This is a genomic window from Planctomycetaceae bacterium, assembly GCA_041398785.1.
In the GTDB taxonomy this organism is placed as follows: Bacteria; Planctomycetota; Planctomycetia; order Planctomycetales; family Planctomycetaceae; genus JAWKUA01.
The window spans coordinates 140,640-161,347 of record JAWKUA010000005.1 but is presented as its reverse complement, the minus strand read 5'-3'; the positions used below and the strand labels follow the sequence as shown (position 1 = coordinate 161,347).

16 protein-coding genes are annotated in these 20,708 nt (G+C 60.7%); 9 read left to right on the top strand and 7 right to left on the bottom strand.

The window, feature by feature from the left end:
• Positions 1–88: 88 nt before the first annotated feature.
• Positions 89–1,636: a serine hydrolase gene (locus R3C19_07685; GenBank protein ID MEZ6060225.1), complete on the bottom strand. Its 1,548-nt coding sequence runs from the start codon at positions 1,634–1,636 to the stop codon at positions 89–91.
• 306 nt (positions 1,637–1,942) lie between these two features.
• Here R3C19_07685 and R3C19_07680 point away from each other — a divergent pair, with 306 nt between their 5' ends.
• From R3C19_07680 to R3C19_07650, 7 genes are all read left to right on the top strand, one after another.
• Positions 1,943–2,224 carry a hypothetical protein gene (locus tag R3C19_07680; protein MEZ6060224.1) on the top strand — a complete coding sequence of 94 codons (282 nt, stop codon included), beginning with the start codon at positions 1,943–1,945 and terminating at the stop codon, positions 2,222–2,224.
• 243 nt (positions 2,225–2,467) lie between these two features.
• Positions 2,468–3,889, top strand: a complete 1,422-nt coding sequence (locus R3C19_07675) for an aldehyde dehydrogenase family protein (GenBank protein MEZ6060223.1) — start codon at positions 2,468–2,470, stop codon at positions 3,887–3,889.
• Positions 3,890–3,985: 96 nt separating this feature from the next.
• Positions 3,986–4,714: an ABC transporter ATP-binding protein gene (locus R3C19_07670; GenBank protein MEZ6060222.1), complete on the top strand. Its 729-nt coding sequence runs from the start codon at positions 3,986–3,988 to the stop codon at positions 4,712–4,714.
• 126 nt (positions 4,715–4,840) lie between these two features.
• Positions 4,841–7,201, top strand: a complete 2,361-nt coding sequence (locus tag R3C19_07665) for an ABC transporter permease (GenBank protein ID MEZ6060221.1) — start codon at positions 4,841–4,843, stop codon at positions 7,199–7,201.
• A gap of 4 nt (positions 7,202–7,205) precedes the next feature.
• On the top strand, positions 7,206–8,417 hold the full coding sequence (locus R3C19_07660; GenBank protein ID MEZ6060220.1) for an HlyD family efflux transporter periplasmic adaptor subunit: 1,212 nt from the start codon (positions 7,206–7,208) through the stop codon (positions 8,415–8,417).
• Positions 8,418–9,038: 621 nt separating this feature from the next.
• Complete coding sequence (locus tag R3C19_07655; protein MEZ6060219.1) at positions 9,039–11,006, top strand: multiheme c-type cytochrome; 1,968 nt, start codon at positions 9,039–9,041, stop codon at positions 11,004–11,006.
• Between the two features lie 47 nt (positions 11,007–11,053).
• Positions 11,054–11,857 (top strand): zinc-dependent peptidase, encoded by an 804-nt coding sequence (locus tag R3C19_07650; GenBank protein MEZ6060218.1) that lies wholly within the window; start codon positions 11,054–11,056, stop codon positions 11,855–11,857.
• Between the two features lie 33 nt (positions 11,858–11,890).
• On the opposite strand, the gene R3C19_07645 is transcribed toward R3C19_07650, so the two are convergent.
• The 3 genes from R3C19_07645 to R3C19_07635 all read right to left on the bottom strand — a co-directional run bounded on the left by R3C19_07645 (position 11,891) and on the right by R3C19_07635 (position 13,822).
• Entirely contained in the window at positions 11,891–12,910 is a 1,020-nt protein-coding gene (locus R3C19_07645; GenBank protein ID MEZ6060217.1) for a DUF1559 domain-containing protein, read from the bottom strand.
• A 132-nt stretch (positions 12,911–13,042) separates the two neighbouring features.
• Entirely contained in the window at positions 13,043–13,324 is a 282-nt protein-coding gene (locus R3C19_07640; GenBank protein MEZ6060216.1) for a hypothetical protein, read from the bottom strand.
• A gap of 78 nt (positions 13,325–13,402) precedes the next feature.
• Entirely contained in the window at positions 13,403–13,822 is a 420-nt protein-coding gene (locus R3C19_07635) for a CBS domain-containing protein (GenBank protein ID MEZ6060215.1), read from the bottom strand.
• A 364-nt stretch (positions 13,823–14,186) separates the two neighbouring features.
• Between R3C19_07635 and odhB the strand changes: the two genes are divergently transcribed.
• The gene (gene odhB / locus R3C19_07630; protein ID MEZ6060214.1) at positions 14,187–15,422 is read left to right on the top strand and encodes a 2-oxoglutarate dehydrogenase complex dihydrolipoyllysine-residue succinyltransferase; all 1,236 of its coding nucleotides are present in this window, start codon (positions 14,187–14,189) and stop codon (positions 15,420–15,422) included.
• 253 nt (positions 15,423–15,675) lie between these two features.
• A complete protein-coding gene (gene lpdA / locus R3C19_07625) occupies positions 15,676–17,064 on the top strand; it encodes a dihydrolipoyl dehydrogenase (GenBank protein ID MEZ6060213.1) in 1,389 nt (462 codons plus the stop codon).
• Positions 17,065–17,090: 26 nt separating this feature from the next.
• On the opposite strand, the gene R3C19_07620 is transcribed toward lpdA, so the two are convergent.
• The 3 genes from R3C19_07620 to R3C19_07610 all read right to left on the bottom strand — a co-directional run bounded on the left by R3C19_07620 (position 17,091) and on the right by R3C19_07610 (position 20,386).
• The gene (locus tag R3C19_07620; protein MEZ6060212.1) at positions 17,091–18,353 is read right to left on the bottom strand and encodes a DUF1501 domain-containing protein; all 1,263 of its coding nucleotides are present in this window, start codon (positions 18,351–18,353) and stop codon (positions 17,091–17,093) included.
• A gap of 237 nt (positions 18,354–18,590) precedes the next feature.
• Complete coding sequence (locus R3C19_07615) at positions 18,591–19,877, bottom strand: hypothetical protein (protein MEZ6060211.1); 1,287 nt, start codon at positions 19,875–19,877, stop codon at positions 18,591–18,593.
• A 281-nt stretch (positions 19,878–20,158) separates the two neighbouring features.
• Entirely contained in the window at positions 20,159–20,386 is a 228-nt protein-coding gene (locus tag R3C19_07610) for a hypothetical protein (protein ID MEZ6060210.1), read from the bottom strand.
• Between the last annotated feature and the right edge of the window lie 322 nt (positions 20,387–20,708).

Genomic DNA, 20,708 nt, shown 5'->3' with positions numbered 1-20,708 from the left:
ATCGGAATGGAGGACGATCAGGAATCATTTCTGGTCGCGTCGACTCGAAAAAACTACTCACACTCCCCGTGCCACACAGCAGCTCCGGTCACATCCTGCGAAACACAAAGCGTTCGTCCGGTTTGTCCCAGCCGATGTGGTTGATTTCCAGTGCCCGGACCGTCCCGTCGTCTGCGACGTCGAACGAAACCAGCCAGTCGAACAGCGGAACGATCGCGCCTCTGGCGTAGAATCGATTGTCGTCCCAGTGGTCGAAAACAACGTGATACTGGCCGAAGTCGGCGTGAAGTCGACGATTCTCCACTTTGACGATCAGGTCCCCGTAGAACGGCATCTGGTACACGCCTGCGAACGACTCGAGGGCCACCGACGGCTGGGAACCCTGTTTTCTCGATGCGGCCAACTTCGCAAACTGCTCGGCCCGCGTTCTGTCCTGGGCGTCGGGTCCGCCGAGCGGCAGCCACTTGTCCCACTTCCTGCCTTTCTGCCACGCTCGCTCCGGGCTGTCAAGGCAGGCGTCGATCACATCGAAGATCAGCATCCACGTCAGCCCGTTCCAGTCGCGGTTGGTCAACACAACAATCGACAGATCTTCCTCCGGCAGAATCGCCGTTTCCGCGCCCCACGCGCCGCCATGCTGAACGACCTTGCGACCGCGATAATCACGAAGAAACCAGCCGAGGCCGTATCCGGTAAATCGTGGATCATACACATCGGAATTCGGTCGCCAACGGACAGGAATGGACTGCTGAACGGCACACATTTCCCGCATCACGTTTTTGCTGACGAGCTGCCGGTTTCCCACGTGTCCTTCGTTCAAATGAAACTGCAACCATTTGCTCATGTCGCCCGCGGTCGAATAGATCGCCCCCGCAGCCGATGTGTAGGTGTCATACTCCTGAGATCGCAGAGGTGACACGGTGGCGTCGTAGATGCGATGACGAGTTGCAATCAGATCTTCGGGAATGGAGCCACGATCGATTGCCGTCGATCCCAATTCGAGTGGCGTGAAAATCCGTTCTGCGACAAACGCCTGCCACGGCTGCCCCGTTTTCGCTTCAATGATTTGCCCGAGCACATCATACATCAGGTTGCTGTATGCGAATCCGCTGCGAAACGGTTTCGCCAGTGGCAGGTCCCCGAGCCGTTGGAGCATTTCCGCGTTCGAGACATCGCCACGCATCAGCAGGAGTTCACCGGCCACAAGATTCGTCCGATGGCACAGCAGGTCGCGGACCGTGGCGTGTTGAGTGACATAGGGATCAGCAACTTTGAATTGAGGCAGGTGGGACTGGACCGTGTCATCCCAGTGCAGCTTGCCTTCATCCACCAGCATCGCGATGGCACAGGCCGTGAACGACTTCGTACAGGAAGCGATCGAAAACCGAGTCCCGATCGTCACCGGTTCGTTCTGTGCATCCACGGTTCGCACGCCATAAGCACGCGAGAGCACCGTCTCGCCGTTCTTCACCACCTCAATTGCCAGGCCCGGAACCTGCCATTTCTCCATCGCCGCCGTGATGTATTGATCAACACCAGCAAATCGGTCTTCAGCAGTTGCCGGGGTGATACACAACAGAATTGCAAAAGCGACCACCGGCCGCAGAATGACGAGTTCTGAGAGATAACTATGCATGATGTGAACTCTCCGAATCGCCCGCGTGTTCCGTCGCCGAAACGATCTGATGACAAAACTGCAAGCTACCCATTCTGAGCTGTAAAGGGGACACCGGCTTTCGGGCCGGTGGTTAAAGTGGATGTCTGGAAGATTTCAGGTCCTGCCTTGAACGACGCGATGTGGCATTCCTGCGGAGGAGGTTTTAGTGGAACGGGCGCGGCGTCGGATTGATGCGTTGTTTATTTCAAAGGCAACTATTCAAAGCGTCCGGTTGAAGCTGCGATTGCGTTGCGCCGCGTTGGCGGGCCTATTGCGAAGTACTGTTTGTCTGGGAAATCGTTCCAAACATCGCTGGTGCCCTGGCTTGTTTGGTCATTGTTTGCTGGTGTGCATCTTTTGGCAACACTGCAGCCACGCCCGGCGAAGCAGAGTCGTCGTATCTTACCGGTGTTGCGTGTGGCTTTGGCGGCTCCCGAAGTCTTCTGTCTTACGATTGTGTCAATCAACGTCGTGGCGCTGGCAACAACTGTCGCAGTCGTGTCGAATTCCGAGAGCGAGGCGCTTGCGATATTTCCGCTGGTTGCCGTTGCGATCGCCGCCAACTGAGCATTTTCCCGCTGCGTCCGTTGGTTGCGTCTGCCGGTTGGTAAAAACCTCATTCCACCAGCGAAGCTGCGGCGCGCGACCACGACACTCCGGACGATCCGGCAAGGGGTCTCGGTCGTAGCGCACAGATGCCATGAACCAAATCACAGTGCAGTTGACAATGTCCGGCGAAACGTTGAGCCTACCAGGTCGCCTGATCGACATGGAAGCTGGTGCCGTCACGAACTTTCGGAGAACTCAGCGATGAAGTTTTATCTGGCCGGAAAATGGCAGGATCGCGACGAAGTGATCGACGTGTTGAACCCGTACAGCGGCGAAGTCGTCGACACGGTGCCGAAGGGATCGGCGGCGGATGTCGAAGCGGCTGTTCACGCGGCTGTCTCCGGCGCCCGAGACATGGCCGCGCTGCAGGGTTATGACCGCTTTCTGATTCTGCGTCAGACCACTGAACTGATGCGTCAGCGATCCGAAGACCTGGCACAGACGATCAGCCGGGAAGAAGGCAAGACTCTTCGCGAAGCTCGCGGCGAAGTCGATCGCTCGGCTCAGACCATGGAACTTTCCGGCGAAGAAGCCAAGCGGCTGGGCGGTGAACTTCTGCCGCTGGACGGCGGCAAGGGCACGGAAGGACGGCTGGGATTTACTCTGCGCGTGCCGTGCGGTGTCGTGGCGGCGATCACTCCGTTCAACTTTCCGCTGAATCTGGTTTGTCACAAGATCGGACCGGCGCTGGCTGCGGGAAATTCGGTCGTTCTGAAACCGGCCAGTGACACTCCGCTGGTGGCGCTGAAGCTGGTAGAGATTCTGCTGGAATCCGGTCTGCCTCCGCTGGGAATTTCCTGCATCACGGGCAGCGGATCGACGATCGGCGACGCGATCTGCCGCGACCCGCGAGTTCGCAAGATCAGCTTCACTGGCAGCCAGGACGTCGGCGAACACATCTGCCGGATCGCCGGACTGAAAAAGGTCACGATGGAACTGGGTTCGAACAGTCCGCTGATTGTTCTGCCCGACGCCGACCTGCAGAAGGTGACTCAGGCGACGCTGACATCCGGCTTCGCGAACGCCGGACAGGTCTGCATTTCGGCTCAGCGACTGATTGTCTGCGGCGAAGTTTACGATTCGCTGCTGGAATCACTGCAATCCGGCGTCGCCGGCATCGCGGCCGGAGATCAGTTGCAGGAAGCGACTCAGATGGGACCCATGGTTCGCGAGGCTGATGCGGAACGTGTTCGCCAATGGGTTCACGAGGCCGTGAGTCAGGGAGCTCGACTGGTCTGCGGTGGCGAACGTTCCGGCGCCGTAATGCAGCCATCGCTGCTGGACAACGTTTCGGCGAACATGAAAATCGTGCGAGATGAACTGTTTGGTCCGGCGGTCGGAATTCTCCGGGCTGATTCGATCGACGATGCCGTCCGGATGGCAAACGACACAACGTTCGGCCTCAGCGCCGGTGTGTTCACACAGGACATCGACGCCGCCCTTCGCTTCGCGCGCGAGGTTCACAGCGGCAACATTCACATCAACTGGGGTCCCATGTGGAGGACCGATCTGATGCCGTATGGCGGTCTGAAAAACAGCGGTCTGGGAAAAGAAGGTCCGAAGTACGCCATCGACGAAATGACCGAAATGAAAACAGTCGTCATCCATTCTCCCGGCCGCTGACGCCGTGCGACCGAAGATGGTCCCGCCGAATTCGCGACATGCGGTGATCCGAATTTCGCGCTGCGACCCGGCTGGACCGAACAGGACGCTATTCGAATGTCGAACATGGTTCAGACATCGCCGCGCGTGGTATTCGCCGCCAGTGACATCACCCGAGTCTACCAGATGGGTGAAGTCCTGGTGCATGCGCTGCGGGGTGTGTCGCTGCAGTTGTTCGGCGGCGAACTGGTGGTACTGCTGGGGCCGTCGGGAAGCGGGAAGTCGACGCTGCTGAACATTCTGGGCGGCCTGGACACGCCCACGTCCGGTACCGTGAGGTTTCTGGATGAAGATCTGACGTCGGGCGATGACACGCAACTGACCCGGTTTCGCCGCCATCACGTGGGTTTCGTGTTTCAGTTCTACAACCTGATTCCCAGCCTGACCGCGCGGGAAAATGTGGCTCTGGTGACAGAAATCGCCACGAATCCTCTGGAACCGGCCGAAGCTCTGGACCTGGTTCATCTGGGCGACCGGATGGACCACTTCCCGTCGCAGATGTCCGGCGGCGAACAGCAGCGAGTCGCTATTGCCCGTGCCATCGCCAAGCGTCCGGAAGTTCTGCTGTGCGATGAACCCACCGGCGCGCTTGATGCAAAGACCGGCGTTGTTGTGCTGGAAGTGCTGGAACGCATCAATCGCGAAATGGGCACCACCACCGCGCTGATTACTCACAACGCGATGATCGCCGAAATGGCGGATCGCATCATCAGCCTTTCCGATGGAAGGATTTCGGACATGCGCACCAACGACAACAAGAGAGCCGCCCGGGAGATTCAGTGGTAGTCGTTCACCGCAGCAACGGGCGCCTCGCGGCGTGAGTTCGCGGATTGTCCGCAGTGCCGGCCGCGTTCGCTCGCGGCGGGTCGGCCGTTCCTTCATCGTCACGGCACATCTTCAGCGTCACGACACATGAAAGCCATCAATCGAAAACTGATTCGCAACCTGCTGGAGATGAAGGGCCAGGCGTTTGCGATTGCGCTGGTAATCGCTTCGGGTGTGGCGATGTCGGTCATGTCGCTCAGCACACTGCGAACGCTGGACGGAACGCGGGCGGCGTACTACGAGCGGTACCGGTTCGCCGACGTGTTTGCCGGCTTCAAACGCGGACCGGAAACTCTGGAATCGCGCGTGCAGCAGATTCCCGGGGTCGCGCGCGTGGAGGCACGCATCGTTCAGAACGTCAATCTGATTGTGCCCGGTCTGCGTGAACCGGCGGTCGGCAAACTGATTTCCATTCCCGACTATGGTCAGCCGGAACTGAATCAGCTGCATCTGCGACGGGGCCGCTTTCCTCAGCCCGGCCGCCTGGAAGTCCTGGTCGGGGAATCGTTCGCCAACGAACACGGTTTTCATCCCGGCGATTCCGTGGAAGCGATTCTGAACGGCCGGCTGCGAGCACTGAAAATGGTCGGTGTCGTGATGTCGCCCGAATACATCGTGGAATCGAATCCCGGCGACATTCTTCCCGACTTCAGGCGATTCGGACTGTTCTGGGTTCCGCGAACGGAAATGGAAGCGGCCTTCGACATGAAGGCCGCCTGTAACGACATCTCTCTGACATTGATGCGGGGAGCCAGCGAAGCGGACGTGATTCGTCGGCTGGACAATCTGCTGGCTCCGTGGGGCGGCGTGGGAGGCTTCGGGCGGAACGACCAGAGATCGCACCGGTTTATCTCCGACGAACTTGCGCAGTTGAAGGTCATGGGAATTGTCACGCCCGCGATCTTCATGGCCGTGGCCGCGTTCCTGCTGAACATGGTGATGACGCGGGTCATTGATACTCACCGGCAGCAGATCGCGGCGCTGAAGGCGTTCGGTTATTACAACCTGGAAGTCGGCTGGCACTACTGCCGGATCGTGGGCGCAATCGTGGCGGTGGGAGTCGTAATCGGCACGGGCGTTGGCGTGTGGATGGGGCACGGCATGGCGTCTATGTATGCGAAGTACTTCAAGTTTCCCCTGTTCTATTTCGACTTCGACTGGCGCACGGCCGTTGTGACGGCAGGGCTGTGTTCGGCGGCCGCCATTCTGGGGACGCTGAATTCCCTGCGCGCGGCCACTCGGCTGCCACCGGCGGAAGCCATGCGTCCCGCTCCGCCGGGGAAGTATCGCCGATCGTTTCTGGAACGCTTTGGCGTGGAGCGTCTGCTGCCTCAGACATGGCGGATGATTCTGCGACAACTGCGCCGACGGCCCGTCAAGTCGGCGTTTTCGGTGATGGGAATCGCCGCGGCTGTCGGAATCCTGGTCGTCGGCAACTTCAGCTACGACGCTCTGGAGTTTCTGATCGACTTTCAGTTTCGACGCGTGCAGCGACAGGATCTGTGGGTCAACCTGATCGAACCGTCGCCGACTGATGTCGCAAACGACTTCCGCAACATGAAGGGCGTCCGGCGGGTGGAAACTTTTCGAGGACTCGCGGTGCGGCTGCGGCACGGACCGCGTTCCCACAGAACCGCCATCATGGGACTGGAAGATGACCGGCAGATTTATCGCGTCGTCAACCAGGCAGGAATCGAACAGCCGCTGAACGGCGACGGGCTGGTGGTTTCCGACATTCTGCTGGAAATCCTGAACATCCGGGTCGGCGACACCGTGACCGTGGAAGTGCTGGAAGGCGAACGTCCCGTTGTGACGGCAAGGGTCGTCGCGGCCATCGACGATCTGTCCGGCACAAACGTCTATGCGCCGCAAAGTCTGGTCAGCCGCATCGGGCGCGAAGGACCGCGAGTCACCGGCGCGTGGCTGACGGTGGACCACGATCATCTGAACGACGTGTACCGGACTCTGAAGCAGACGCCGTATGTCGTCGGCGTGGTTTCGAAGGAAGCCATGATTCAGAGTTTCTACGATACGGTTGCCGAAAGTCAGTTGCAGATGCAGAGCTTCGTGGTCGGATTCGCCATCGTGATCGCCGCGGGAGTCGTCTACAACACGGCTCGCATTACGCTGTCTGAGCGGGATCGCGAACTGGCCACGATGCGAGTTCTGGGGTTCACTCACGCGGAAGTTTCCGTCGTGTTGCTGGGTGAACTGGCCATTCTGACGCTGGCCGCGCTTCCGGCGGGACTCGCGTTCGGCTACAGCATGGCATGGCTGACCACACGATCTCTGCAGACCGACCTGTTTCGGTTCCCGCTGATCATTGACGATTCAACGTATGCGGAAGCCGTGCTGATTGTGTTGCTGGCCGCTGTGATTTCAGGGCTGTTGGTGCGACGGCGTCTGGATCATCTCGACTTGTTCGCCGTGCTGAAGGCGCAGGAATAATTTCATGGGTGTCTGGATTCGGCGATTGTTCTACGTGGCTGTGGCTGGAAGTCTGATCGCCGCGGTGCTGATGGCGATGCGGCCGCAACCGGTGCAGGTGGACGCCGCCGTCATCGCCCGCGGGCCGCTGGTCGTCACGATCAGCGACGATGGCCGCACCCGCATCCGCGAACGGTATGTCGTGTCCGCTCCGCTGAACGGCCGGCTGGTCAGAATCAGTCTGCACCCCGGCGACGAAGTTGTGGCGAAGCAGACTCTGCTGACAACAATCGAACCGACCGATCCGGCGCTGCTGGATCCGCGAACCGTCGCTCAGGCGGAAGCCCGCGTGAAGGCGGCCGAAGCGCGAGTCAGCCAGGCGGAACCGAAACTCGCCACGACCCGGGACGCTCTGAACCTGCAGGAATCGGAATTCGCGCGAATTCAGCGGCTGTTCGAAAAACAATCGGCGTCGCAGCAGGATCTGGATCGTCAGCGAGTCGCCTTTCGGCAGGCCGAAAACGACTACAACGCCGCTCGCCTGGAAGGTCAGATCGCGTCGTTTGAACTCGATCAGGCCAGAGCCGCGCTGCTGAGAACCGGCGAAGGCCAGGAAGCGACCGCCGGCACGGAATGGAGCTTTCCCATCACGTCGCCCGTGTCGGGCAGAGTCCTGCAGGTGTATCAGGAAAGCAGCACCGTCGTGAACGCCGGCGACAAGATCCTGGAAGTCGGCGACCCCAAAGACCTGGAAGTCGAAGTCGATGTTCTGTCGTCGGCGGCCGTTCAGATTCATCCGGGCGCTCGAGTCCTGCTGAAGGAATGGGGAGGCGACCATCCGCTGGAAGCCCGTGTGCGACTGGTCGAGCCGGCGGCATTCACAAAAATCTCTGCGCTGGGAATCGAAGAACAGCGCGTGAATGTCATCATCGACTTCGTTGATCCCCTGGAAAAGCGCCCCGCGCTGGGCGACGGTTACCGGGTCGAAGCGGAGATCGTGAAATGGTCGTCCGAAGACGTCATTACCGTCCCGACGGGAGCCCTGTTCCGTGAAGGACAGCGCTGGGCGGTGTTCGTGATTTCCGATGGACGAGCGGAGCTGCGGGACGTGGAGCCAGGCCACCGCAACGACGACAACGCGGAAGTTCTCGACGGGCTGCAGGAAGGCGATCGCGTCATTCTGTATCCCGGCGATCGTGTCGAAGCCGGCACGCAGGTCACACAGCGGTCCGAATAACAACGCCGCCGGGTGACTTCGTCCGCAGCCCTCTCGCGCCAGACGTTCAGCTTTCCATGCACCCTCCCGGCCGAAGGCCATCAGGGAGGGGTCGAACGAGCGGGGAGCAAGTTCTGGGGAGGGACACGACCGCGCGTTGAACGTGCTGCTCGACCGACGGACACTGAACGCGCGTTCGGCCCTCTCCCGAGCATCGCTTCGCTTGCTCGACCTCTCCCGGCCGGCTTCGCCTGGGAGAGGTGGACGCGCCGGACGCGCAGCTCTCTATGCACCCCTCCCGGCCGAAGGCCATCAGGGAGGGGTCGAACGAGCGAAGCAAGTTCGGGGAGGGCACGGCCGCGCGTTGAACGTGCTGTGTGCGACGGACGCTGAACGCCACTCGGCCCTCTCGCGAGCATCGCTTCGCTTGCTCGACCTCTCCTGGCCGGCTTCGCCTGGGAGAGGTGGACGCGCCGGACGCGCAAGTCCTGTGCACCCCTCCCGGCCGAAGGCCATCAGGGAGGGGTCGAACGAGCGAAGCAAGTTCGGGGGAGGCCGGCCGCGCACGGAACTCGCGTTTCGTTGTGGCATGGCGTAAGCTTTGAAGGGTTCGCTGACCGTCAACTTCCAAGCGGCGTCGCTATGTTCGTTGAGTGGATTCTGTATGGCTTGCTGGGACTGGCGGGGCTGCTGATCGTCGGGCTGTTGCCGGTTCGTCTGGGGCTCATATCGCTGTCGACGATGGCAGCTGCGATCGCCGCGATTGCGTTAGTCGCTGTCGGCGTCACGCTGCAACGGAACCTGTGGGAAAACCGCCGGTTGACCGCCGAGGTTGCCATCCCGGAAATTCGGACTGACGGGTTGTACGCCGGTTCGGCGGCGTGTCGTTCGTGCCATGCGGAGCAATACGACACGTGGCACGGAAGCTTCCACCGCACGATGACTCAGGTGGCGACGCCCGAAACTGTTGTGGCTCCGTTCGACGGCCAGGAACTGACTCGCTACGGGCAGACAGCCCGGATCGAACGGCGCGGCGATGAATTCTGGGCGACGATGCAGGATCCGCAGTTGACGCTGCAGTTCGCCACGGTTGGCGCGGCGCTTCCGGAGGGCGGTTTTCCGCTGGTCGAACGGCAACTGGTCATGACCACCGGGTCACATGCGTTTCAGGCGTTCTGGTACGTCGGCAATGATGCCGGAGAACTCTGGCAGTTTCCGTGGCGCTACAACATCACTGACCGGTTGTGGATGCATCGCGACGACGTGTTCCTGCAGCCGCCGGTGACTCGGCCGGCGATGGGGCACCAGGTGTGGAATCAGGTGTGCATCAACTGTCACAGCGTCGGCGGCCAGCCCGGCTTCGAGGGACTCAGCGGCCGATACCGTCACACAAGAACTGCGGAACTGGGCATCTCGTGTGAATCGTGCCACGGTGCCTGCGGTCAGCACGTCGCGCAAAACCGCAATCCTGTTCGACGGTATCAGTTCCATCTGAATGAAACGGAAAGCGACCGCACAGTCTTCAATCCCGCGAAGGAGAATCCGCATCTGTCCAGCCAGGCGTGCGGCACGTGTCACAGCCACTACGAATACGATCACGGCAATCCCGCCAACAGGGACCATCAGACGCTTGGTCGCGAACACGATCCTCGCCGGGACATGCGCGACGTGGCTCGGTTCCTGACGATCGACGACGAAACGGTGTTCGACGATGGAAAGGAACAGATTCAGGTCAGCCGGTTCTGGTCGGACGGAGCCTGCCGCAGCGGCGGTCGCGAATACAACGGACTGATCGAATCAGGCTGCTACCTTCGAGGAAACCTGACATGTCTGTCCTGCCATGCCGTGCATGGCAGCGATCCGGACGATCAGTTGAAGCCTGGCATGAGAACCAATCACGCGTGCCTGCAGTGTCACACGGACTTTGCGGATGATGTTTCCCGGCACACGCATCATCCGGCGGAATCATCCGGCAGCGAATGCATGAACTGCCATATGCCGTACAGCAGCTTCGCGCTGCTGAAGGGAATTCGCAGCCATCGGATCGACAGCCCGGCGGTCGCTTCGTTTGGCCCCAACGTTCGGCTGAATGCGTGCAATCTGTGCCACCTTGACCGCACTCAGCAGTGGACGGCTGATGTTCTGTCGGAATGGTATCAGTCCGAAGCGCCGGAACTTTCTGATGACGAAAAGTCTGTTTCCGCGGCGGTGTTGTGGATGCTGAAGGGAGACGCCGGGCAGCGCGTGATTTCGACGTGGCAGTTTGCGCAGCCGGACGCGGCGGCCGTTTCGAGCACCGACTGGATGACTCCGTTTTTGGCCGCGATGCTCAACGATCCCTATGCGGCGGTCCGGCTCAATGCCGCAAAAGCACTGGCATCCCTGTTCCCCGAACAGCGAGACGTGCTTGTACCGCTGTCCGTTTCAGAATCGGTTGACGATCGCCGTCGCGCGGCTGAGCGATTGCGGAGTCGCTGGCAGCCGGTTGCGCCGTCACCGACGTCTGACCGGGACGGCTCCCTGCTGATTCATGACGGAGTTTTCGACGACTCTCGCCTGAACGATCTACTGCAGCACCGTGATGATCGGCCAATTGTCATCGTCGAATGATCCGACGAAAACAGCGTGGATGATGGCGCGGGAAGCAGGCGTTTTCGATGATCTTCAACTGGTTTCGCAACCGTCGCCGGGCAAAGCTGGTCGCGCGGCCGTTTCCCGACGCATGGGAATCGTACATCGCCAACAACGTTGTTCATGCCGGACAGCTGACCGAAGAACAGCAGCACCGGCTGCGTCGCTTGATCCCGGTGTTCGTCGCCGAAAAGAACTGGGAAGGTTGCGGCGGACTTACGCTGACGGATGAAATCCGGGTAACTGTGGCTGCGCAGGCCTGCCTGCTGGTCGTCGGAATGCCCCGGGATGTCTACTTCGATCATGTCCTTTCAATTCTTGTTTACCCGACGGGCTATGTGGCGGCAGGAACTCAGATCACGCGTGCCGGCCTGGTGATTCACGGCGGCGAGCCTCGGCTGGGAGAAGCCTGGTGGCAGGGACCGGTGATTCTGTCGTGGTCGGACGTGCTGGCCGGCGGTCGAATGGAATCGCCGGGGCACAACCTGGTGCTGCACGAGTTCGCTCATCAGCTTGACATGATGAACGGCCGGTTCGTCGACGGCACGCCGCTGATGGAAACTCAGGAACAGTTCGAACGCTGGGTGGAGGTCCTGGAACCCGAATTCGATCGCCTGGTGGAAGACTGCCGCCGCGGCCATCACGGGTTCATTGATTGCTACGGTTCAAAGAATGCCGCGGAATTCTTTGCCGTGCTGACGGAAGCATTCTTTGAACGTCCGCGGTCGCTGAGAAATCATCATCCGGCGGTTTATGAAGTGCTGCGGGACTTCTATCACCTTGACCCGGCCGCCTGGCTGCCACCTCGCGATTTGCGTAACCCGGATTGAGAACGCTCGCGCCGTCGTCGCATGGGCGGCGAATCAGAATTCACCGGTGACTTCGCCGCCGTCAATCGTCAGCAGGTTTCGCCAAAGCGCGGCGTCGATGGAATTGCCTGCGAAGCGAACAGAGCCGTCAGCCAGCAGAATCTGGACTCCGCCGGTGTGTCGGCTGCGAGCCGCGACGCCGCCGCGACCGGAACCCGGAGCGTCGTCGCAATTCGTTTCCGGGTCGCCGTCGCCTCCGCAGTAGACAGGAAAGTCGCGGCCATCGCCGATCGCCGGCACGTTGGGAGTCGCGATTCCCTGCGGCCCGTTTTCCGGTGCGGCTCCCGTGAACGCGGAGACAACCGATCCCATCGCGCGGCCCCAGCAGCCGCGACAGTCCCAGTTGGAATCGCGAGTCAGAATTTCCGCCAGCAGAATCGTGTTGGCCGTTCCATCGGTGATCTCACTGATTCGCGCGCCGTAGGGTGCGTCGCCGGCTCGCCGGCTGCTGAACACTCCCCGATTCGAACCGCTCCACGCAACGGCACCGTCGAAGCCGTTGACTCCAGCGGGCTCATTGGCCCAGCCGCCGCCATAGTTCGCGGCGTAGTTGCCCTTGTCGTAAAGCGCGGGAGCCGCCGGTGTTCCTCGATTGCCCGCTTCCAGCCCGACAGCGGCCGGACGGTCCAGGGCTGAAGGACACTTCATGATCGTCAGAGCGACACCCGTCACGCGCGGCTGCTGATCGCTGGGAATGTCAGAGTTCCATTGCTGAAACCGCGCCGCCTGATCCATGTTCGGCAGGATCGAAATCGTCCACGTCGTGCTCCAGTTGCCGTGACGAAAGTCGCCGCCGCAGTTGTTCGCCGTGCACACCGAACCCGGCGGAAACTGTCCGTAACTGTCGTGATAGTTGTGCAGCGCCAGCCCCAGTTGCCGCAGATTGTTTCGGCAAAGCGTTCGCCGAGCGGCCTCTCGCGCCTGCTGAACGGCCGGCAGCAACAGAGCAATCAGAATGGCGATGATGCTGATCGTGACCAGCAGTTCGATCAGCGTGAAAGCTCGACGTCGCATCGGAAGACACTCGTTTTGCCGTTCGACCTGGTCGTCAGCCGGCGATTTCGACACAGAATTCGTTGCTCACGATCCCGGATCAACCCGCAGGAATTCAGTGACGCAAACGCCATCGCGCCGCTGCGGGGAATTTCAAACCGCCGTCACCGGACATCCGAGACGCGCATATCCTACGTGACTCACAACGGAGATTCTTCCGAAACCGAAGCGTCCGTCGATCGCCGTCCGTGCATCAGCGATGTCGGTGAATTCTTCCGGTTTCCAGGACGCCGCCACGCTTCGAACAAACGACGCCGCTGGAAGGCGGTGGCTTGTCGCCGCTTCGCTTTTCACGGAATCGGCGATGTCACGCAGATCGAACGACGGCCTGGAATTCGACGGTTCCGCAAAGAAACCAAAGCGATGCTGAATCATCGCACTCCAAAGCACTGCTGGTTCAAGCCCCGCAGCGCGCATCAACGATACCGCGCACGGAATCCGTCGCCGCAGTTTTCAATACTGATCCAGCAGATACTTGATCAGGTCGGAGGACGTCACAATTCCGACCAGCTTTTCGCCTTCGACAACGGGCAGCGAATGAAAGCTGCTTTCGGACAAAATCGTGGCCGCGTCCCGGACCGTCTGACTGCTCTTGACCGACACGGGATTTGGATTCATCACTTCGGAAATCTTGTACGTGTGGTCCAGAATCGCGTCGAGACTTCGGGCGTCCTGGTTGCCGAATTCTCCAAACGAAACTCGCAGGAAATCGTTCGACGTCAGAATTCCGACCAGCTTGTCGCCATCGGTGATCGGCAGATGATGGATGCCTTCTTCCTCAAGCAGTCGCCGCGCTGCCGAAATCGGTTCATTGCGGGAAATCGAGATCGGATTGGGCGTCATGATCTTGGTAACCGCTTCGTTCTTCTTCATGAACTGCTGTGCTTTCGTTTTCAGGAAAGGTGGACGACGGCGTCTCATCAGTGTCCGCAGCGCGAGCAATTGCAGGCAGCGTGCGGGAGGACTGGCTGTGTAGTATGGGCTGGTCGCCGAAATTTCCACCGTCCAATTCCGTAACGCACGTGCAACTGCAAGCGTGAGAAAACGCGACCGGAACCAGTGTGCGTTCTCGCACAGACGCACGCCTAAGACATAGCGCACATTGAAGTCGCAATTCTCCACCGGGTGAATTCCAGCCGGTGCATGACGTCGAAAAATGGCGCCTGAATGATTGTCACGGTCAGCGTCTGCTATGATCGCGCTGGGAAGAATGGCGTTCCCCGGAACCAGGTCCGGGATGTTCGACGAAAGCGATACGCGAATGAGTGTCCAGCAGGGTGAAGAAGTCGAAATTCGGGTGCCGGCCGTTGGCGAATCGATCTCCGAGGTTTTCATCGGCGAGTGGTACATCAGCAAGGGGAGCTACGTTGCGGCGGACGCCGGCGTGGTTGGCCTGGAGACGGATAAGGCGACGTTTGACGTTCCGGCTCCCGTCGGCGGAATCGTCAGCCAGATCGTGAAAGCCGCGGGCGAAACGGCCGAGATCGGCGAAGTGATCGGATATCTCACGCCGTCTGAAGCTCCGAAAACAGCCGAACCGAATCGCCCTGCGAACGATGCGCCAGCGACTCCGGAAACGTCTGCGAAATCAGCCGCGGTGCCGTCTTCGGCCGGATCGAAGTCTGCCGCGACTGTGATGCCTGCGGCCGAACGGCTGATGAGCGAAAACCGGATTTCGCCCGGTTCCGTAGCGGGCTCCGGCCCCGGCGGGAGAGTGCTGAAGGAAGACGTCGTTCGCCACATGCAGGGCGGAGGCACCGCGGCCGCCGGTTCACGCGAAACCAGGACGGTGCCGTTGAGCCCCATTCGGCAGACGATCGCTCAGCGGCTGGTCGCCGCACAACAAACGGCCGCTCTGCTGACAACGTTCAACGAAATCGACATGACCGCCGTCAAGAATCTGCGGTCGACATACCGGGAAGCGTTCGAGCAGACGTACGGCCTGAAACTCGGCTTCATGTCATTCTTCGTGAAGGCTGCCGTGAACGCTCTGCAGCAATACCCGCAGATCAACGCTCAGATGCGCGACAAGCAGTTGGTTTATCACAACTATTGCGACATCGGCATTGCGATCGGCGGCGGCAAGGGACTTGTCGTGCCGGTGCTGCGCAATGCCGAAAATCTCAGCTTCGCGGAAATCGAACGAGCGGTCGCTGATTTCGGCGTCCGTGCAAAACAGAACCAGATCGGACTGGAAGAACTGGAAGGCGGCACGTTCACGATCACCAACGGCGGTGTCTACGGATCACTGCTGTCCACGCCGATCGTCAACCCACCTCAAAGCGGCGTCCTGGGAATGCACGGTATCGTCGACCGGCCCGTCGCCGAAAACGGACAGGTCGTCATTCGGCCCATGATGTACGTGGCTCTGACATACGACCATCGAGTCGTGGATGGCCGCGAAGCCGTGTCGTTTCTTCGTCGAATCAAAGAACTGATCGAAGACCCCACTCGCCTGGTGCTGGAAGTGTGAGAGCGGGAGTTTCTAGTTGGCAGTTGGCAGTATTCAGTATTCAGTATTCAGTATTCAGTTGGCAGTTCTCAGTTGGCGGTGGCCTGCGCTGAGTGACTGCTGTCGACGTGCCGTCACGAGGTTTCGCGATCGCAATACCTTTCCCGTACATGCACTGGCCCCTCCGTCCTCGAATGTCTAAACACCGCCAACTGCCAACTGCCAACTGCCAACTGAAAACTGCCAACTGAAAACTGCCAACTGAAAACTCCCCATGTCAAAGTCCTACGACCTGATCGTCATCGGAGCCGGGCCCGGCGGGTATGTTGCGGCCATTCGAGGCGCTCAGTTGGGCCTGAAAGTTGCCATCGTCGAACGAGAAGCAAAGCCTGGCGGCACGTGCCTTCGAATCGGCTGCATTCCCAGCAAGGCATTGCTGGAAACCAGCGAACTGTACGAGCAGTCTTGCCGGAATTTCGCTGAACGCGGCATCATTGCCGGCGATGTGTCCGTGGACATCGCAAAGATGCTGGAACATAAGGACAGCGTCATCGCCACGCTCGCCGGCGGCATCGACGGGCTGCTGAAGAAGAACAAGGTCGATCGGCATCTCGGCCACGGACGGCTGCTCGACGACGGCAGCGTGGAAGTCACCGGCAACGATTCTTCCACGACGCTGGCTGCCAGGAAGATTCTGATCGCGACGGGCAGTGTCGCAGGCTCCTTTCCGGCCATGCGCCCGGACGGTGACCGGATCGGGACCAGCACCGAAGCGCTGGCATGGCCGGATGTCCCGAAGCATCTGGTGGTGATCGGAGCCGGCGTGATCGGACTGGAACTGGGCACGGTCTGGCGACGACTGGGGTCGCAGGTCACGGTGCTGGAATTCCTGCCGCGAATTCTGCCGGGCGTTGATTCTCAGGTGGCACGGGAAGCGCAGAAGATTCTTCAGCATCAGGGAATGACGTTTCGGCTGGGTACGAAAGTGACGGCGGTGACAGCGAAGACTCGCAACTGCACCGTGGAGATCGAGAACAGCGAACCGATTTCATGCGACCGAGTTCTGGTGGCAGTGGGACGCAATCCCTGCACAGACAATCTGGGGCTGGAAACGGTCGGCGTCGAAACCGACCGCCGCGGATTCGTTCGGGTCAATTCGTCCTATCAAACGACGGCTCCGGGCATCTACGCGATTGGCGACGTGATCGGCGGAGCCATGCTGGCGCACAAGGCGGAGGAAGAAGGCATCGCCTGCGTCGAACGCATGGTGACCGGTCACAGCCACATTAACTACAACGTCATTCCGACCGTGATCTACACGTCTCCGGAAATCGCGGGCGTCGGCGAAACGGAAGACGCTTTGAAGGAACGCGGTGTGAAGTATCGCAGCGGCCGTTTCTCGTTCGCCGCGAACGGACGCGCGCGAGCATCAGGACACACGGAAGGTTTCGTCAAGGTCCTTGCCGATGAAGCGACGGATCGCGTTCTGGGAATTCACATCATCGGGGCTCACGCGGGAGAACTGATCGCGGAAGCGGCGGTGGCGATGGAATTTGGAGCCAGCAGCGAAGACATCGCCCGCTGCTGCCACGCCCACCCGACTCTGGCCGAAACCATCAAAGAAGCCGCGCTGTCCGTCGACGGGCGGGCGATTCATTCCTGAAGCGATCCCACTGGGCTTCCGAAGCATCACGTGAACAGCGGCAGCAGAGGTTCGCCGGCGTACAGGCGATGCGGGCGGCCGACCTGATCCGGCAGAATCGCGTCGCGGGGGATTCCCAGTGCATGCAGCAGCGTCGCAGCGAAGTCATGAGGACTGACCGGGTTTTCTTCCGGGTAGTACGCTCGGGCATCGCTGCGGCCGTAGACGTTGCCGCCTCGGATTCCCGCGCCGGCCAGAAGTCCGGAATAGCAAAACGGATGATGTTCACGTCCGGCGTTTCCGGCGGTGATCTGCGGCCGGCGACCGAATTCGCCCACCCACGCAACCAGCGTGTCGTCCAGCATGTTTCGATCCTGCAGGTCCGTTAGCAGCGACGACAGAGCGGCGTCGGCCGGAGGAATCAGGTCGTTCTTCAGTCGATTGAAATTGTCGCCGTGCGTATCCCAGAAGTTGCGGTGATCCTGATGCCAGTTGACGGACACCATCGGCACGCCGTGTTCCAGCAGTCGCCGGCCGAGCAGAACGCATTGTCCGTGAATGTTGCGTCCGTAGCGGTCGCGAGTCGCGTCGGATTCCGCCGTCAGATCAAACGCCTGACGTACAGCCGGCGAGGTTAGCAGATCAAACGCCGCCGTCTGATATTGCGTCGTCGCCGTCGTGGCAGCGATGCGTTCCAGACGGCTTTGCTGAGCCTGAATGGACTGCAGCAATTGTCGGCGATGATCCAGCCGCACGGTGTCGACTCCGTCAATCAGGCTCAGCGCGGGAGCCTTCCAGTCTGGCTGCGAAGGATCACCGGTCACCAGCAGCGGGTCCACGGAATGACCGAGCCAGCCGCCGGTCTGTCCCGGCGCTTCGCCTCCGGGAGCCGCCGGGTGCAGAGCCTTCCAGGGCATGGTGACGAAAGCCGGTAGCGAATTCGGAGCCGTGCGGAAGTGCTGCAGGACAGAACCCAGATGCGGCGTATCGCGATCGCTGGGCGGCTCGGCGTCGCTTTTATTGACCGGCGGCAGATGCCCCGTCAGGATCGTATGAGCGCTCGACAAATGGGCCGGATCGTCGTGGGTCAGCGACCTGACGACCGCCAGCCTGTCCATCAGCGCGGGCAGCTTCCGAAAATGCTCACAGATCTGCAACCCGGGCACCGCGGTCGCCACCGGACGGAACTCCCCGCGCACTTCCGCGGGAGCATCCGGCTTCATGTCAAACGTATCCAGTTGACTCGGCCCGCCCCACATGAACAGCAGGATGCAGCGTTTGGCTCCGCCGAACCCGTTGATTCCCGCCACCGGCGACTCCGCGCCGAAAGCTGGCGCATTCACAGCGCCAATGGTGCTGCTCAACAGGGAAGCGGCTCCAGCCGTCAAACAGGCACGACGGGGAATGCAGCATGAAAGCGGGCGGAAACTTCGCATGATCGCGGCTGGGTGGGAGAGTGTCAGGCGGGAATCGCAGTTTATCAGTCCGCGTCGCCCACTGTCCAGAACACGATTTTCACAGATCGCCAGGTTGCCGTGACCGAACGGTTATTGCTTTCGGACCGGACCGGTTTCCATCACCGGTTGCCGGACGGGCGGTACGACGTCCTGCAGTTGGAAGGCGTCGGAGTCACCGCGTCGAACGTCCGCAGGTGCGGGAATCGTGGCGGATATCGGTGCCGGCGGCGGATAGGGCTGTGCTTTTGACAGAGGTTCCGTCAGGCCGACACCGCGACGTCGCGATCCCGCAGGTTCCGGCGAAGCGTCCGACTTCGCAGCAGAACGAGCTGCAGCTCTGGCGCTAACGCGTTTCCGTTGCGGCGGAGGCGCTGGCTGAGGCAGCGGTACGACGGGCAGTGCCGCGTTCATGCGCGACAGTGACGATTCAAAGATCTGAAATTCCGCAGAATCCCGCGGACCGCCGTTTTCCGTATTTCGAGTTCCGTCAGCCGCTGCTGTTGACGACGACGCGGCACCGCGCGGCGCCGGTCGCTGAACCAGCGCGGTCAATTCGTCCCTGCGCTGCGGCAGAACTCCGTCCAACTGCCCTGCAAGCTGTTCGACCCAGCCGGGTTCGGTCATGGCTGCCTTCGACATCATGCGAGCATACAGCGACACTTCGAACAGATTCCGGTCCATAATGACATTGGTCAGCGGCGAAGCGAGTTTCGCGATGGTTTGAGCCGTGTTGCCCGGAAGAGCCACAAACGCATCCATCGTCTGATCGACCAGAACGGAACCGTCGGCGGCCCGCACAAAGTTGTATCGCAGCAGGATCAGCGCGGACGCACTGATGGCCTTTGGCAGCAGCGGACTGTTGTACGTTCCTTCGCAGACGAATAGACACTGGCTGCCGTCGCGGTAGATCACGTCGGCGGTCCCGAACGATCCGTCCGAGGCGGACACTTCGTATTCGTAGGGACCGGTCTGCCACATTTCAAACTGGGAAATCTCCATCGCTCGCCACGTGCTGACGGCGACGTCCGGATGTTCCACCAGATAGCGGTACATCGCAGGTTCGACAACGTACTGCAGGTGCGGCAGGCTGCGGTGCTGAGCACAGTCGCGCAGGACATCGTTGACACGTTTTCGTCCGGCGGCATTCAGCACACGCATCGGAATGGCGCGGACAGCGGCTTCCTTGTGAACGTCGCCGGATTGCCCTTCCGACAGGACTCGCACACCCACCTTTTCCGCCAGTTCCTGCATGTTGGACTGAGCGTGAGCGCCAGGCGCAAGCCCCGCGAACAGGACCGCGACCGTCAGCCCGGCGAGCGCCGTTTGCCATCGATGGCGCGCACTCTGTCGCCGCTGATTCACAACGCGTTTCCGCATATCGCCGTCAACTCCCGAACGTGCGCGCAGAACCAATCACCCCGCGGCGGCCCGTCTTCACAGCCATTCCAGTGCCAGGAACGCTGCCGTAACTGCTTCGAACGCCCTTTCGAAACAGCGTTATCTGCCGTGGCCAGTCTGCGGCACACCAGGAACCGGTGTCGCGGCAGAATGCTCCCCCCGAGATGATTCCATCGGCATTTCGGAGGATACGGCGACAGACGAATGTGCGGATTGCGCCGGCTTTTCGGCGGTCGTCCGCGGACCGCCCGCATACTCCATCAGCGGCAGCAATTGCAGCATCCGCCGCCCGGACAGCACTGAATGCCGTCCGGCATGTTGATGCGTGTCAGGTCCAGCTTGGAATGGTACCAGCGTTCACAACAGACGTTCGGATATGCGACGTCGTCGATCAGGTCGCAGTAACGTTCGGTCAGCGAACAGCACTGGCAGCCGGTCGCAGCACAGGGCAGGCAGCAGAGTGCCAGCAGCAGCAGCAGTTTTCTCACGGCAAGTCTTCCCTGAAATGTGAGAGGCGTTGTCGGAACGAAATGGCATTGCAGCGTTCCGTTCAACAGCATCGAACAGGCTGCCCTGCCGACTTCACGGACCGTTGAATCGCACGAACAGAAACACGCCGCACGAAAGCGACACGCGCCACAGTCGCATCAGGCGTTTCAAACGGACACCGCCCTCTGGCAAGCCGTGGCGAACACGAAGACTTTGCGGTTGCGTGTCCCGAGTCTGTGCGTCCGCAGCGCCGGTGGATCCTCACGGCTCTGCGCGAACCGCATCGTTCTGACGCCGGACGGCAATTTCTGCCGGCGACGA